This is a genomic window from Acetobacter pasteurianus, from assembly GCF_009914215.2.
In the GTDB taxonomy this organism is placed as follows: domain Bacteria; phylum Pseudomonadota; class Alphaproteobacteria; order Acetobacterales; family Acetobacteraceae; genus Acetobacter; species Acetobacter pasteurianus.
Genome location: NZ_CP039846.2, coordinates 185,609 through 200,596, shown reverse-complemented (window position 1 = coordinate 200,596; position 14,988 = coordinate 185,609). Strand labels below are relative to the sequence as shown.

12 protein-coding genes are annotated in these 14,988 nt (G+C 55.0%); 5 read left to right on the top strand and 7 right to left on the bottom strand.

Annotation, left to right across the window (positions count from 1 at the left end; all coding sequences use genetic code 11):
* Positions 1–106: 106 nt before the first annotated feature.
* Positions 107–346: a hypothetical protein gene (locus FCN51_RS14155; RefSeq protein ID WP_231111134.1), complete on the bottom strand. Its 240-nt coding sequence runs from the start codon at positions 344–346 to the stop codon at positions 107–109.
* A 267-nt stretch (positions 347–613) separates the two neighbouring features.
* On the opposite strand from FCN51_RS14155, the gene FCN51_RS14150 reads away from it, so the two are divergent.
* Positions 614–3,214 (top strand): cation:proton antiporter, encoded by a 2,601-nt coding sequence (locus FCN51_RS14150; protein WP_003622916.1) that lies wholly within the window; start codon positions 614–616, stop codon positions 3,212–3,214.
* Positions 3,215–3,294: 80 nt separating this feature from the next.
* Here FCN51_RS14150 and FCN51_RS14145 read toward each other — a convergent pair whose 3' ends face one another.
* Positions 3,295–3,846, bottom strand: coding sequence for an HdeD family acid-resistance protein (locus FCN51_RS14145; RefSeq protein WP_012812810.1), 552 nt, complete (start codon positions 3,844–3,846; stop codon positions 3,295–3,297).
* Positions 3,847–4,118: 272 nt separating this feature from the next.
* Here FCN51_RS14145 and rpsD point away from each other — a divergent pair, with 272 nt between their 5' ends.
* Together rpsD and prfC are read left to right on the top strand one after the other, a co-directional pair.
* Entirely contained in the window at positions 4,119–4,736 is a 618-nt protein-coding gene (rpsD, locus tag FCN51_RS14140) for a 30S ribosomal protein S4 (protein ID WP_003622919.1), read from the top strand.
* Positions 4,737–4,835: 99 nt separating this feature from the next.
* On the top strand, positions 4,836–6,383 hold the full coding sequence (gene prfC / locus FCN51_RS14135; RefSeq protein ID WP_003622921.1) for a peptide chain release factor 3: 1,548 nt from the start codon (positions 4,836–4,838) through the stop codon (positions 6,381–6,383).
* Positions 6,384–6,401: 18 nt separating this feature from the next.
* Here the strand turns inward: prfC and FCN51_RS14130 are convergent, their stop codons facing one another.
* From FCN51_RS14130 to FCN51_RS14110, 5 genes are all read right to left on the bottom strand, one after another.
* A complete protein-coding gene (locus FCN51_RS14130) occupies positions 6,402–7,139 on the bottom strand; it encodes an NUDIX hydrolase (RefSeq protein WP_160256226.1) in 738 nt (245 codons plus the stop codon).
* Positions 7,140–7,236: 97 nt separating this feature from the next.
* The gene (locus FCN51_RS14125; RefSeq protein ID WP_003622925.1) at positions 7,237–8,268 is read right to left on the bottom strand and encodes an isocitrate/isopropylmalate dehydrogenase family protein; all 1,032 of its coding nucleotides are present in this window, start codon (positions 8,266–8,268) and stop codon (positions 7,237–7,239) included.
* Positions 8,269–8,365: 97 nt separating this feature from the next.
* A complete protein-coding gene (locus tag FCN51_RS14120; protein WP_160256225.1) occupies positions 8,366–10,147 on the bottom strand; it encodes an aminopeptidase P family protein in 1,782 nt (593 codons plus the stop codon).
* Positions 10,148–10,187: 40 nt separating this feature from the next.
* A complete protein-coding gene (locus FCN51_RS14115) occupies positions 10,188–11,108 on the bottom strand; it encodes a 50S ribosomal protein L11 methyltransferase (RefSeq protein ID WP_012812814.1) in 921 nt (306 codons plus the stop codon).
* On the bottom strand, positions 11,108–13,339 hold the full coding sequence (locus FCN51_RS14110) for an ATP-dependent helicase (protein WP_201762586.1): 2,232 nt from the start codon (positions 13,337–13,339) through the stop codon (positions 11,108–11,110). Before FCN51_RS14110 ends, FCN51_RS14115 begins: the two co-directional genes overlap by 1 nt.
* A 45-nt stretch (positions 13,340–13,384) precedes the next feature.
* On the opposite strand from FCN51_RS14110, the gene FCN51_RS14105 reads away from it, so the two are divergent.
* Positions 13,385–14,209: a JAB domain-containing protein gene (locus tag FCN51_RS14105; protein WP_160256223.1), complete on the top strand. Its 825-nt coding sequence runs from the start codon at positions 13,385–13,387 to the stop codon at positions 14,207–14,209.
* A gap of 11 nt (positions 14,210–14,220) precedes the next feature.
* Entirely contained in the window at positions 14,221–14,970 is a 750-nt protein-coding gene (locus FCN51_RS14100) for a JAB domain-containing protein (protein ID WP_124305930.1), read from the top strand.
* The last annotated feature ends 18 nt before the right edge of the window (positions 14,971–14,988 follow it).

Genomic DNA, 14,988 nt, shown 5'->3' with positions numbered 1-14,988 from the left:
TTCAGGGGATGGGGATGTCATCAACGCGCTAAGGTTTTTGTAAAGGGACGACACCATCATGATCCCCACAACTATCGTGGCGATAATGATGCAGATTCGTACAAACTTACTGGTCATAGCGTATTGAGCCACCACCATAATTGGTGGTGGAATGTTTGTAAGGATTGGTTCCCTGCTGGGGCGTAAGAGGGGGACGATACCAACCAGGCGCAGCGCGCCCGTGGTTTGAGCCGGGGTGATAATAGTGCCGGTGCGGGTCATGCGCACACGCAGCAAGCCCAAACCCGGCCAGCAACATAAGGGCGACCTTGTGGGTGCGCCGCAATGAAGAAAACTGTTTCATCATACCTCCAACATAGCGTTGTTTGGGTCTGTTCGCCAAGAACAAAGCAGGTAGGCGCTGATATGTGGCGTGCAAGCCCGGTGCATTCACATAATGGCAAGAAAATGCGTGAATAATGAGGCCAATGCCGTGGGCAATATGGCTAGGGCAGGGCATGCCATGTTAGGGATAACGCGTATATGGCGCAGAGGCTGCCATTTCCTTGCCTTATCCTGATGATAACGGCGAGGCAGTGTGGATGTTGGTGTTGGATATAGGGAATAGCGTGGCATGGCGGTAACGGGTCTGGCAGCGGTACTGCTTGTTATTGCATTGCTTTTGGTGGTGGTAAGCACCGTACAGCCCATTGCACGCAAGCTGGAACTGTCTGAAACGGTTCTGCTGGCAATTGTGGGCATTATCATCGGTTCTTTGGCAGACGTTGCGCTGCGCAGTTCTCACACCTCGGCCTTCAACGGCATTGCAGAAGCTTTGCTTGATTTCCCGCTGAACAGTGAAGAGTTTCTGCTCATCTTTTTGCCCGCGCTGGTGTTTCAGGGCGCGTTGGCCATTGATGTGCGGCGTCTGGCGCATGAAACAGGCACCGTTTTGCTGCTGGCTGTGGTGGCGGTTGTTATTGCCACAGCTACTATTGGTTTTGCGCTTTACCCCTTTGCCCAGATGCCGCTTGTGGTCTGCCTGCTGCTTGGATCCATCGTGGCCACGACGGACCCTTCTGCTGTGGCAGGGATTTTCCGAGATATCGGGGCCGCAACACGATTGACGCGGCTGGTGGAAGGTGAGGCGCTTCTGAATGATGCTGCGGCCATTTCCATCTTCTCTATTCTTCTGCCGTCCGTCACGCTGCACAAAGCCATTCATCTGGGTGATGCGCTCATCTCCTTCGTGGTCTCCTTTGTGGGGGCGCTGATTGTCGGGGTCGTTGTCGGGCGTCTCACGCTGGTCATGATGTCTGCCATCGCCAGTTCGGCAGCGGAAATCACGCTGACTGTGGCACTGCCTTACGTGGTGTACATCCTTTCAGATGAAATTCTGGGGGTTTCCGGCGTGGTGGCTACGGCGGCTGCTGGGCTTACGCTTTCTGTTTACGGGCCATCCACCATTCGGCCGCAAACATGGCTGTTTCTCAATCAGCTTTGGCAGCAATTGGTGTTCTGGGCGGGGTCCTTGGTGTTTGTGCTGGCCTCCATGCTGGTGCCGCGCCTGCTGGTGGGCATGACCCGGTGGGACTGGGTGCTTATCCTTATTGCCAGCGTGGCGGGTTTGGCTGCACGTGCAGCCGTGGTGTTTGGCATGTTGCCGTTGCTGGCATGGACACGCCTTTCCCCACCCGTGCCCACACCGTTTAAGGTGACAATGGTGTGGGGTGGTTTACGTGGGGCCATTACGCTGGCGCTGGCGCTGGCTGTTACGGAAAACGAGCACGTTTCCACACCCGTTGCGCATTTTATCGGTATTATCGCCACGGGCTTTGTGTTGATCACGCTGCTTGTTAACGGCACCACGCTGCGTTCACTCGTGCTGTTTCTCAAGCTCGATCGGCTTTCCCCCATTGATGAGGCCATGCGGCATCAGGTGCTCAGCATCGGGTTGGGTAATGTGTGCACCCGCGCCAAGGAACTGGGGGATGAACTCGGTTTTAGTGCAGACGCCTCACGTTCGGTGGTTGATCATCTGGCGCGCCGGGCAGAGGAAGAACAGGCGGCCAATGAGTTTGACCGCGCATTGTCGGACATTCAGCGCGTTAATTTGGCGCTGATCACCATTGCCAGCCAGGAACGCTCCATGCTGCTGGATCTGTTCCGTATGCAGGGGCTTTCCCGCCGTGTGATGGAAACACTGCTGCGGTCTTCCGAAGCTGCTATTGATGGCGCGCGGCTGGAAGGGCGTTTGGGCTATGTGCGTGCGTTGCGTAAACGGTTAAGCCCATCCTTGCGCTTTAAGGCTGCGCAGTGGGTGCATAACCATTTGCGTCTGGATCGGCCGCTAATGCTGTGCATGGCGGAACGGTTTGAAATGCTGATGGTGGCGCATTTTATTTCCATCTCGCTCACACGTTTCATGCACGAACGGCTGGAACCCACATTGGGCAGCCGTATTGGAGAAATTGTGGCCGAAGTGCTTTCTCGCCAGCGCAAGCTGCTGGATGAGGCACTGGAAACCTTGCGCCTGCATTATCACGGCTATGCCGAGGCGCTGGAAAACCGGATTTTCCGCCAGATCGCTCTGCGGCTGGAAAGCGAGGAATATACAACCCTGCTTTCAGAATCCCTTATCAGTGATGAACTGAGCCGCGAATTGCTGAAAGAGCTGGAACGCCGCAGGCATCGTCTGGTCAAGCGGATGAGCTTTGATCTGCGCAGCGGCATAGAAGACCGGCTGAAGCATGCAGCCATCTTCAAGGGCCTGCCGGGGGCGGAACTGCATGATCTGGCCACCACTACATCGCTACGCTTTGTGGCCCCGCAGGAGGTTATCTGCCGGAAGGGGCGCAAGATGCGCGCCATCTATTTTATTAGCGCAGGTTTGGCGGAAAGCCACGTGGCCGGGGCCGATGTGCTGTATGGCGCAGGGGATCTGATAGGCGCGCAGGAGGCCTTGCATGGCTGGCGCTGCCCCGGCACCATCCGTGCCGTGCAGTTTGGGCATTTTATGGTGATTACAGCCAGCCGCTTCCAGCGCCTGATTGAAGATTACCCCGTGGTGCTGGAAAATATTCAGAACATCTTGCGCAAGCGTGAAGCCGGAGAGCGGCCTATCGCGCTGTTGCCCGGTGCAAACCGTAAGGTGGAAGATGATGCAGGCAAGGATGCGCTGATGCTGTTGGCGCCCAAAAGCCAGCTACCGCCTGCACCTGAAACAAAGGAATAAATAGCCTTAATAATGCGGGCATAAAAAACGGCGCGGAGCCAACAGGCCCGCGCCGTTTTTTGTAGAACACGCTGTAGGTTTTACAGGCGGGTAATGGGCGGCGGCAGGGAGTTGCTCTGGCGCAGGGCAAGGCCAATTTGCAGCCAGCTTATGCCGCTTACAATCAGTTCCGCGCCAACAAATGTGCCAATCAGCCACAGGCCAGACCACGGCAGGGTGAAGTACAGGCACAGGCCTACAAGCAGGCTGATAAGCCCGCTACCCAGAATAATCACCCAACCGGGCATACCGCGTGCCTGCAGGGCCAGAACGCAGCGCAGCACACCCACAACCACAAAGCAGGCAGATACAAAAATTGTAATGGCAACAGAGCCTGTGGCTGGTTCTTCTATAAGAAGGTAACCGCCAGCAGCGTAAAGCAGCCCGCACAGCAGGGAAAAAATAAAGCCGCCCCAATCACGCACGGCAAAGGCATGTACCACCTGCATAATGCCGGCCACAATCAGCAGCGCGCCAATAAAGATGGTGCTGGCAAGGGTGACGGAAACCGCATCAATACAGGCAATAAAGCCCAATACAATCAGGGCGAGACCCAACGCCACAAATAGCCCCCATTTTTTAGCAAATGGCATGCTGAGCAATCCTTTCTTTTCAATTTTATGTGCCGATGGCACGACTATGCACTGCACAATGGCAGAAAGTGCAACGGAAAAAGTTGACACTGCGCCCGGGGTTTCGTAATTCCTGCCTCCATTGCCGGGAATGTGGACAAATCGGCCAGCAGGGGAACATATCCCACTGGTAATACGGTTTGCGCCCGCTCCGATCCGTGGTGGACGGAGACTACCGGTGTAACGACGGACATCTGCCCGATGTTCCGCCTGTTAAGAGAGAAGAGCGCACTATGAGCAAGCGCCTTGAGAGCAAGTATAAAATTAACCGTCGCCTTGGTGTAAACCTGTGGGGTCGCGCCAAATCTCCGGTTAACCGTCGCGAATATGGCCCGGGCCAGCATGGCCAGCGCCGTAAGGGCAAGCCGTCTGACTTCTCTGTTCAGCTGATGGCTAAGCAGAAGCTGAAGGGTTACTACGGCAACATTACAGAAAAGCAGTTCCGCCGCTATTATCAGGAAGCCGTGCGCCGCAAGGGTGATACGTCTGAAAACCTGATCAACCTGCTGGAACGCCGTCTGGATGCCGTTGTGTACCGGATGAAGTTTGCGATCACGCCGTTCGCTTCCCGTCAGTTCATCAGCCACGGCCACATTCTGGTTAACGGCAAGAAGATGAACATTCCTTCCTACCTCGTGAAGGATGGTGACGTTATCGAAGTGCGTGAAAAGTCCAAGCAGCTGGCTATCGTTCTGGATGCCGCACAGTCTTCCGAACGCGATGTGCCGGAATACATGGAAGTAGATCATCGCCAGATGAAGGGCACGTATCTGCGTGGCCCGCAGCTTTCCGATGTGCCGTATCCGGTGCAGATGGAACCGAATCTGGTGGTCGAATACTACTCCCGTTAATCGGCGTTTAGGTTCGTTTCATGCCGCGCCGGGTGGAGGGGTTTCTCTCCATCCGGCGTTTGCCGTTTTTACTCATGTTTGTTTCGGAACAGAGCCCTTATGTCTGATACCGCATCCGCCCCTCTTAGCAGTGACATTACCCGCCGCCGGACTTTTGCTATTATCTCGCACCCGGATGCCGGTAAAACCACGCTGACAGAACGGATATTGCGGGCAGGTGGGGCTATTCAGATGGCGGGCAACGTGCGCGCCAAGGGTGAACGCCGCCGCACACGGTCTGACTGGATGGGCATTGAGCGGGACCGCGGGATTTCCGTTGTCAGCTCGGTGATGACGTTTGATTACGGCGGCTGCGTGTTCAACCTGCTTGATACGCCCGGACATGAAGACTTCTCGGAAGATACCTACCGTACCCTAACAGCCGTTGATTCCGCCGTAATGGTGATTGACGCTGCCAAGGGTATTGAAGATCGGACACGCAAGCTGTTCGAGATTTGCCGTTTGCGCGATATTCCGATTGTCACCTTCATCAACAAGATGGACCGTGAGGCGCAGGATCCGTTTGCCCTGCTGGATGAAATTGCATCATCCCTTGCGCTGGATACATCGCCTGCCACATGGCCGGTTGGGCGTGCGGCCAAGTTTGTTGGCACGTACGATATCCTCACCAAAAAGCTGCACACAACGGTTGATCTGCCAGAAGATGATGACCGCCTTGTGCAGATGCGTGAGGAACTGGAACTGGTAGAAGCCGCGTTGCCAGAGTTTGATAAAGAATCCTTCGATGCCGGGCACCTTACCCCCGTGTTCTTCGGGAGTGCGATGAAGGAAATCGGGGTGACTGATCTGCTGGACGCATTGGTGGCCTTTGGCCCACCACCGCGTGACCAAGCCGCAGAAACCCGCGTGGTAAAGGCCACGGAACCGAACATGACGGCGCTGGTGTTCAAAATTCAGGCGAATATGGACCCCAACCACCGTGACCGTATTGCCTTTGCCCGTATCTGTTCCGGCAAACTCAGCCGTGGCATGCGCCTTAAGCACACGCGTACGGGCAAAAGTTTTGCCGTGCATACGCCTCAGTTCTTTTTCGCGCAGGATCGGCACTTGGCAGAAGAAGCCTTTGCGGGCGATGTGGTGGGTATTCCCAACCACGGCACCTTGCGTATTGGTGATACACTGACAGAGGGTGAGGATATCCAGTTTACCGGCGTGCCACACTTTGCCCCGGAAATTCTGCGCCGCGTGCGGCTGGATGACGCCATGAAGGCTAAAAAGCTCAAGCAGGCGCTGGTGCAGTTGGCAGAAGAAGGCGTGGTGCAGTTGTTCCGCCCGCAAGATGGTGCGCAGCCTATTGTTGGGGTGGTGGGCACCTTGCAGCTTGATGTGCTGCAATCTCGCCTGAAAGCAGAATACGGCGTGGCTATTGGCTTTGATTCCACGCCTTATTCTCTGGCCCGCTGGATTACCGGACCGCGTGAGAAAATTGAGGCCTTTGCAGCAGCACATCGCTCCGCCATGGCGGATGATCTGGATGATGATCCGGTATTTCTGGCCACATCAGCGTTTATGATGCGCCGTACAGAGGAGCAGAACCCGGATATCAGCTTCCATGATATCAAGCAGATTGGTGTGGAAATTAAATAAGTAATGCAGTGCCGCGTATCAGAAGATGCGCGGCATTTTACTTTTTACGTCATGCTGCAAAAGATACTGGCTGGTTGGTAAAATGGCGTTTTGCCCCAGCCATGTTGTTACGTCTTGCGCAGGCACACAGGCCAGCATGTCGTATTCTTTGTTGGCATGTTGTTTCCAGCTTTCTTCCACTTTTGTAAAAGCAAGCTGAGTTTCTAACACAAGCCCAATATCCAACACGCGGGTATGAGGGTGCCGCACTGCCATAAGTGGCAGCCCAACCTGTAGCCTTTTGGCATCCAGCCCGAGTTCTTCTGTAGCCTCTGCTAAAATCTGCTCGGCCAGATTGACGTTTTGCGTATCGGTGCGTTTTTCAATGCTGCCAGCGGGCGGGCTTTGCCAGAAATTTCCCTGATAAATGGAAGATGGGTTGCGCCGGCCCAACACGTATCCATCTGGCGTATGCACCAGCCCCACCACGGCTAATGGTTGCAGGCGCAGAAAAGGAAAAAGTGCAGGGTTCTTCATTTGCGCAAATACGCGGCGATACTCTGTCCAATAGCCTTTAATGGCTGTGCGCGTTACGCAGGATGCAGAAAATACGCAGCCATTAAACAGGGCTGGCGTTGTTGCACAGGCTTGCTGCCATAGATGCGTGATTTCCTGCTCAATATCTGCCGGAGCCGCTGGAGGCGGTGGCTCTACATCAATGCGGAAGGAAGCAGAAAGGGGCAGGGCAGGCCACGGGCCACCAAAAGAACGGGTCATGCCGTACCCTAATGCGATATATGGCCAAAAGAAAAGGGAGCCACTAGGGCTCCCTTTCCATCGCAATCGGTTTTTTGAACAGCCAGACTGCTCAATATCAGGCAACGGCCTGTTTCAGGGCTGCCGTCAGATCCTTTGTGGTGGCATTGCCGCCCAGATCTTTCGTGCGCACCGTACCGTTGGTGATAACCTTTTTGATACCGGCATCAATACGGTCAGCCAGATCATTACGGTTTACATGGCGCAGCATCATAACGGCTGCCAGCAGCAGAGCCAGCGGGTTGGCAATGCCTTTGCCTGCGATATCTGGCGCAGAACCGTGCACGGCTTCAAACACAGCGGCTTTTTCACCAATGTTTGCACCCGGTGCCATACCCAAGCCACCCACCAGACCGGCCGTAAGGTCGGAAAGGATGTCACCAAACAGGTTGGTGGTCACAATCACATCAAACTGCCACGGGTTGATAACAAGCTGCATGGCGCAGGCATCTACAATCCGTTCATTGAATTCAATGCGGCCCTTGTATTCTTCTGCAACCTTGCGGCCTTCTTCAAGGAACAGGCCTGTCAGCAGTTTGAGGATATTGGCCTTGTGAACAATGGTCACCGTTTTACGGTTGTTCTTTACCGCATATTCAAAGGCAAACTTTACAATCCGGCGGCATTCTGCGCGGGAGTTAAAGCCGGAGCTTAGCGCAATACCCTTGGGGTCATCCCCCACCGGAATGTAGTGTTCCATTGCTGCGTAATAACCTTCAAGGTTTTCACGGAACAGAACAAGGTCGATATCATCAAACCGACCACCGGGAATGATGGTTTTGGTTGGGCGCAGGTTGGCAAACAGGCCAAATTCCTGACGCAGGGTTACGTTGATGGATTTGAACCCACCACCAACTGGAGTTGTCAGCGGGCCTTTCAGGGCCAGGCCCGTGCGCCGGATGCTTTCAATTGTCTGCTTGGGCAGCGGGTCATTTACCGCGTCCACACCCGCCATACCGGCCAGTTGGCGGTCCCATACAAATGGGGCCCCAACGGTATCCAGAATTTCGGTAACTGATTCAACAATTTCAGGGCCGATGCCATCACCTGCAATAAGAGTGGCTGGAATGGTCTTGCTGTCTGTCGTCATTCTGAGAAGCTCCCTTCAACTTCGTAGCCTGTTTTGCGCCCGTTTTACGGTGCATGCGATTCTCAATTTCGTGACTAGAGGGGAAAGACTCCGCCTCTCACGCCCTCTTGAGAGGCGCACATGCCGTTTTCAGCCATTTCTGTGCATCAGATGGCAGGTGAGGGCCTACCTGATCCAAGATTTGAGCATGGTACGCGTCCAGCACGGCGGTATCTTCCGGGCCTAACAGGGTTAGGTCAATCAACCGTCTGTCAAAAGGTGCCAGTGTAAGGGTTTCAAATTCCAGAAAAGCCCGATCCGAATGGGGCATGTTGCCCGGGCGGATCATTACTAAGGTTTCCAAACGGATGCCGTAAGCACCGGGTTTGTAAAAGCCCGGTTCGTTGGAAATCACCATGCCTTCTTCAAGCGTAATGGGAGAAGGCATTTTGGAAATACGGGCTGGTCCTTCATGCACGGAAAGAAAGCTGCCCACACCGTGGCCAGTGCCATGATCATAATCCAGCCCAGCCTGCCACAGGTCAAACCGCGCCAGTGCATCTAGCGCATGGCCTTTGGTGCCCACCGGAAAACGAGCGCGGCCAAGGCGCAGATTACCTTTGAGCACGCGGGTAAACACGTCTTTCAGGCTGGCAGATGGTGCATCGGGGCCTGTCCAGATTGTGCGGGTAACATCTGTTGTGCCTTCGGGGTACTGGCCACCGCTATCAATCAGGTAAACTTCGTTATCCTGTAATTTCCGGTCACTTTCCGGCGTAACGCGGTAATGAATGATAGCCCCATTGGGGCCGGAACCGGAAATGGCAGGAAAGGATTCTTCTTTGTAATCCTTCCCTTCAGCACGGAAGGCATCAAGCTGCGTTGCGGCTTCGAGTTCTGTGCAGTTGCGGCCTTCTGTATCCAGCCAGTGCAGGAAACGGCAAAGTGCTACGCCATCGCGCAGATGGGCTGTGCGCATGCCCATCTGTTCCACCTTGTTCTTGCGGGCTTTAGGTAGAAGGCACGGGTCTGGAGCTTCCTGCACCGTAGCACCGTGGCGGGTGAGGGTTTGACCAAACCAGACAGCATTGCTGGCAGGGTCCACACCAACGGTTTTGCCTTTTAGGGTTACCAGAACCTGTTCCATCTCCTGCGGTGTATGCACACGCACGGAAGAACCGAGCCATCCCTTGACGTTTGCCGTGATTTTTTCTGGCTCTATAAACAGATCAACCGAATTGTTTGCATGCACTAGCGCAAAAGCCAGTACCACAGGCGTGCAGGGAATATCGGAGCCACGAATATTCAGCAGCCACGCAATAGAGGCTGAATCGCTCAGAATGGCTGCGTCCTGACCGTTTTGCGTAAGAATGGCAGAAACTTCCTGCCGTTTTTCAGCAGAGCTTCGGCCAGCAAAGGCAAGCGGGTGCACACAAGCTGGGGCCGAGGGAAAAGCTGGGCGGTCTGTCCAGATATCATCCACCAGATTGCGCGATGTTGGTACCAGATTTATCCCGCTTTGGGCTGCAAACGGGCGCAGTTCCGCTACACTCATCACACGCGGGTCATACCCCACGCGGGTTTGGGGTTTTGCTTGCTCTTTCAACCATGTGGCCGGAGGTGTCTGGCTAATATGCAGGCGTTGCCAGCATGTGCCATCCACCTGTTGATCCATCTGGGTAATGTAACGGCCATCAGAAAACACGGCAGCAGTATGGGGCAGCACAATGGCCGTGCCGGCGCTGCCTGTAAAGCCTGTTAACCATGCCAGACGTTCTGCACAGGCTGGTGTGTATTCCCCCAAAAACTCATCACTATGGGGCACAATCAGGCCATCCAGCCCCTCGTTTTGCAAAAGGGTGCGCAATGCGGCCAAACGGGTAGAGGATGCAGACGCCATGGAAACTGTGTCCTGAAAATATAGGAAAAGAAAAGGCCGATCAGGCTGTTTTTCGAATTGGAAGAACCGGGCGGCGCAGGATCAGGGTCGCCCATTCGCCTTCATGAAGTTCCTGCTCAAGTACAAGCCCCTGCCGCCGATGTGCTGCCAGCACCATGCGTACCTGTGTGCGCAACAGCCCGGCCAGAATAACCGTGCCACCGGGGGCCAGATACCGCGCCAGATCCTTGGCCATCAGACACAGAGGGCGTGCCAGAATATTGGCAAAAACCAGATCAAACGGGGCGGCCTTCCAGATAGCGGGGGTTTGCCACCCATTGCCCAAGCGGCATGTTATGGTGCGGTTAAGTTGGTTGCGTTTGGCGTTTTGTGCTGCTACGCGCACTGACCACGGCTCAATATCTACCGCCAGCACCTTTTGGTGCAGCAATGCCGCTGCAGCCATGGCCAGAATGCCGGTGCCGCAACCCAAATCTAGAATACGGCGCGGGTGGCGATATGCCACACGTTCCAGCGCGCGCAGGCACCCACGGGTGGAACCATGCTCGCCCGAGCCAAAGGCCACGCCAGCATCCAGCGTAAGCACAATGCGGGTGGCATTTTTGGAATCGGGCAAATGCGTGCCGCGCACCACAAAACGGCGGCCTACTTCCTGCTCCGGAAAGGCTTCATACGTGCGGGCCAACCAGCCTTCGGCTTCTGTGCTGGCACGTTCCAGTGGGGCGCTTACGCCTGTTGTCAGTTCAGCCAGCACAAGGGCGGCTGCTAGTTCATCCTCGCGGTGCCCGGTGTCTTTTACGCCTTCTACCCGCCACTGGGTACCTTCCGGGTTAGCCTCAAAAATACCTACCGTGGCGCATACGCTGCCAATGGCGTTTTCATAAGCTTCCACCGCCGCTTCCGGCACAGTGACAGAAATGGTTTCAAGGCTGGTGGCATGACGGCGGGTAGGAGGGGCCATTAGATTTTCTCGATAAAGGATGAAAGAAGACGTTTGGTGCCGACAGATTCAAAAGACACTTCAACATGGTGTCGATCTGCCGAAATAACGACGCCCTCCCCAAAGCGGGGGTGGCGCACATGGTCTCCCAGTTGCAGGGCCGGTGCGGCTTCCAGCATGGGGTCTTTTCTGCGGCGGGCAATAATGGGGCCGTTATCAAACACGGATTCGGAAAGGTTGAGGCCCTGCCGCTGGAAGCCGCCACCTTCATCATGGCGGACTACGTGTTCATCTGGCAGTTCTTCCAGAAAGCGGCTGGGCATGGAAGGCTGCCAGTTGGCGTAAATACGCCTGCGGCCCGCATGAAAGATAATGGCTTCCTGCCGTGCGCGCGTAATGCCCACGTAAGCCAGCCTGCGTTCTTCCTCCAGCCCTTTCAGGCCGCCTTCATCCAGTGTGCGTTGGGAGGGAAAAACGCCTTCTTCCCAGCCGGGCAGGAATACTGTGTCGAACTCCAGCCCCTTGGCGCCGTGCAGCGTCATGATGGACAGGTAATCATCCTGCCCGTTTTCATCATGATCCATAACAAGGGCGACGTGTTCCAGAAACTCGCCCAGCGTTCCAAAATCGGCCAGTGCGCGCGTAAGTTCTTTCAGGTTTTCCAACCGTCCCGGCGCATCGGGGGAGCGATCCTGCCGCCACATGTCCATATACCCGCTTTCTTCCAGCAGGTGTTCTACGGCTACCACATGCCCTTCACGCGCTAGAATATCGCGCGTGCTGGCGAAGGCTTCCATGAGTTGGCGCAAATGGGCGGCGGATTTTCCTTTAAGCGTATTATCTTCCAGCAGCTTTTCCGTGCCGCCTGTAAGGGGTAGGTTATTAGCGCGGGCCGCAGCGTGCAGCTTTTGTAGCCCAGCAGGGCCAACGCCGCGTTTGGGCACGTTGATAATGCGTTCAAACGCTAGATCATCCGCCGGTTGGCTCAGTACGCGCATATAGGCCAGAGCATCACGTATTTCTGCGCGCTCATAAAACCGCAGGCCGCCCACAATGCGGTAAGGTAAGCCTGTTTGCATCAACCGTTCTTCAAATGCGCGGGTTTGAAAGCCCGCACGCACCAGAATGGCAATTTCCTTTAAGGCGTGGCCTTGTGCGCGCAGTTTTTCAGCCTGTTCGCACACCATGCGGGCTTCTGTATCCGAATCCCACACCCCAAGAACGCTAACTTTTTTGCCTTCTGCATCTTCTCGGCCGGGGCGGAGTGTTTTGCCCAGTCGTTCACTGTTATGGGCAATAAGCCCTGCCGCCGCGCCCAGAATATGCCGGGTGGAGCGATAATTGCGTTCCAGCCTCACAACCTTGGCGGAGGGAAAATCTTTTTCAAACCGCAGAATATTTTCAACTTCTGCGCCGCGCCATGAGTAGATGGACTGGTCATCATCCCCCACGCAGCAGATATTGGCCGGGCCTTCTGCATGTTTGGCCAGCAGGCGCAGCCAAAGGTACTGAATGGTGTTGGTATCCTGATACTCGTCCACCAGAATGTAGCGGAACAGGCGATGATACTGGGCCAGCACATCAGGCCGTGTGCGCAAAATTTCGGTGACATGCAGCATCAGATCCCCAAAATCGCAGGCGTTCAGCTGCTTCAGGCGGGCCTGATAGGCGGTGTAAATGGCGCGGGCATGGCCATTGGCAAAATCCGAATCCTCGGTGGGGGTAATGCGTTCTGGCGTAAGCCCACGGTCTTTCCAGCGCTGGATCACGCCCAAAAGGCCCGGAGCAGGCCAGCGTTTGATATCAATCTGCCACGGCGCCATAACCTGCTTGAGCAGGCGCAACTGGTCATCCGTATCCAGAATGGTAAAGCTTTGTGTTAGCCCCACGTATTCAGCATGGCGGCGGAGCATGCGCGCGCACAGGGCATGAAATGTGCCTAACCATAACCCTTCTGCCGGGCTGCCCAAAAGCAGGCCGATACGCTCACGCATTTCGCGCGCGGCTTTGTTGGTAAAGGTTACTGTCAGGATCTGCCACGGCTTGGCGCGGCCTGTAAGCAGGATATGCGCAAAGCGGGTGGTTAAAACCCGTGTTTTGCCTGTGCCAGCACCAGCCAGTACCAGCAAAGGGCCATCCGTTGTTTCAATAGCCGCACGCTGTTCGGGGTTGAGACGAGCTAGATAATTGTCACCCGAGGCAGACGGAGATGAAAAAAGCGGGGCGGAGGGGTGTTCGGACGTATTCACCATGCCTTTATATAAGCATGTGCGCTTCAGGCCAAACGGAGCAATGGAATGGGGAGACAGTCGGCAGAGCAAAAAAGGCAAAAAAAGCCCGGCAGCTTTGCAGTAAAGGCCGACACAACCCAAGGTTGTTTAAATATACAACAAGGTGCCATGCCTGTTTTTGAAAGCACCGGCCCGACAGGGCACCGTAAACGTATGCGCCAACGCGTGCTGGCGCAGGGGGCGGCTTCTCTGGCTGATTATGAATTGCTGGAAATGCTGCTGTATGTCGGCATTCCACGTAAAGATACAAAGCCGCTGGCCAAAAACCTTATCAATGTTTTTGGCTCTTTGCCGGCTGTGCTGGAAGCCGGAGAAGAAAATCTGCGCCAGATTAGCGGTGTTACACGCGCAAGTGCAGCAGTTTTGCAAGATATCGCCTATGTGGCAGACAGGTTGCCAGAAAGTGGTGAGGAAACACGCCAGTTTTTGGGAAACTGGGACAGCATTTTAGAATATGCAGATGTATATCTGGCAAAAGCCCCCAGAGGGCAGGTACGCGCTTTATTTCTGGATAGCCGTAACCAGTTAATTGCCGATGAAGCTGTGCCAGCCTTTTTGCATGAGGGACGCAGCCATGAGGCTATGGCCAGTATCCGGCAAGCGGTTGCGCTGGTTTTACAACGTGCGTTGGCGCTGCATGCCTGTGCGTTGGTAACGGTGGATTTGGTGGCAGAAGATCAAACGCTGGATCAGACCCTTGCGCAAAATGCACCTTTTGTAAGGGAATTACAGCGCAGCGCACCGCTATTGGCCGTAGAGGTGCATGACCATATTGCCATTGGATGTGGCGAATGGCGCAGCTTCAACCACCATGCAGGGCCGAAATCTTGAAGCGCCCATCTGTGAAATCCGGAAAAAAGCCCACAAGTCAATTTGCTGATGCCACACATTTTCGGCTGAATGTTTCAGCTGCGGAAGCCATTGCCCTTCCGACTGAAATGTACAGTGGCACAGCGTCAGAACTCTCTGTAGCAGAAGAAACAGACCTCGCTCTCTTATGCAGGTTGATAGCACAAGCGCAGCCACGTAATGCCAAAGCACAGGAACAGGCGCGCAATTTATTACATGAGTACGGAAGCCTTTCCGCAGTTATGGCGGCTATTAGCTGGCATGAGCCAAGTAAAAGCATAAAGGCGCTGCCAGAAGCGGTGCGTGTTTTGCTGATGTTGGCCCGTGAGGCAGGGTTGCGCATCCAGCGTGCAAGATTGCGCCGTTCTGGCATATTGGCCGATAGCACACAGCTTTATGCGTATTTGCGCGCTGTTATGGGGCCGGAAAAGCGTGAACAGGTGCGTGTATTGTTTTTGAATGACAAGCACGAACTGCTGGCCGATGATGTTATGGGGCAAGGCACTGTGGACCATACGCCTGTTTACCCGCGGGAGATTGTAGCGCGTGCCTTGCAGCTTAACGCCACTATGCTGGTGTTGGTGCATAATCACCCAAGCGGAGACCCAACACCTTCAGCCGATGATGTGGTGATGACAACGCAAATTTGTGGTGCGGCAAAAATTATGAACATCCATGTATGGGATCATATTATTGTTGCCGGAGAAAAACTGTTGAGCATGCGTGAAGCGGGGTTTTTGTAAACACCCGGCTTCACGCAT

Coding starts and splice junctions, on each gene's coding strand:
- FCN51_RS14155 (WP_231111134.1), bottom strand. CDS start 346: ATGATGAAACAGTTTTCTTCATTGCGGCGCACCCACAAGGTCGCCCTT.
- FCN51_RS14150 (WP_003622916.1), top strand. CDS start 614: ATGGCGGTAACGGGTCTGGCAGCGGTACTGCTTGTTATTGCATTGCTT.
- FCN51_RS14145 (WP_012812810.1), bottom strand. CDS start 3,846: ATGCCATTTGCTAAAAAATGGGGGCTATTTGTGGCGTTGGGTCTCGCC.
- rpsD (WP_003622919.1), top strand. CDS start 4,119: ATGAGCAAGCGCCTTGAGAGCAAGTATAAAATTAACCGTCGCCTTGGT.
- prfC (WP_003622921.1), top strand. CDS start 4,836: ATGTCTGATACCGCATCCGCCCCTCTTAGCAGTGACATTACCCGCCGC.
- FCN51_RS14130 (WP_160256226.1), bottom strand. CDS start 7,139: ATGACCCGTTCTTTTGGTGGCCCGTGGCCTGCCCTGCCCCTTTCTGCT.
- FCN51_RS14125 (WP_003622925.1), bottom strand. CDS start 8,268: ATGACGACAGACAGCAAGACCATTCCAGCCACTCTTATTGCAGGTGAT.
- FCN51_RS14120 (WP_160256225.1), bottom strand. CDS start 10,147: ATGGCGTCTGCATCCTCTACCCGTTTGGCCGCATTGCGCACCCTTTTG.
- FCN51_RS14115 (WP_012812814.1), bottom strand. CDS start 11,108: ATGGCCCCTCCTACCCGCCGTCATGCCACCAGCCTTGAAACCATTTCT.
- FCN51_RS14110 (WP_201762586.1), bottom strand. CDS start 13,339: ATGGTGAATACGTCCGAACACCCCTCCGCCCCGCTTTTTTCATCTCCG.
- FCN51_RS14105 (WP_160256223.1), top strand. CDS start 13,385: ATGGGGAGACAGTCGGCAGAGCAAAAAAGGCAAAAAAAGCCCGGCAGC.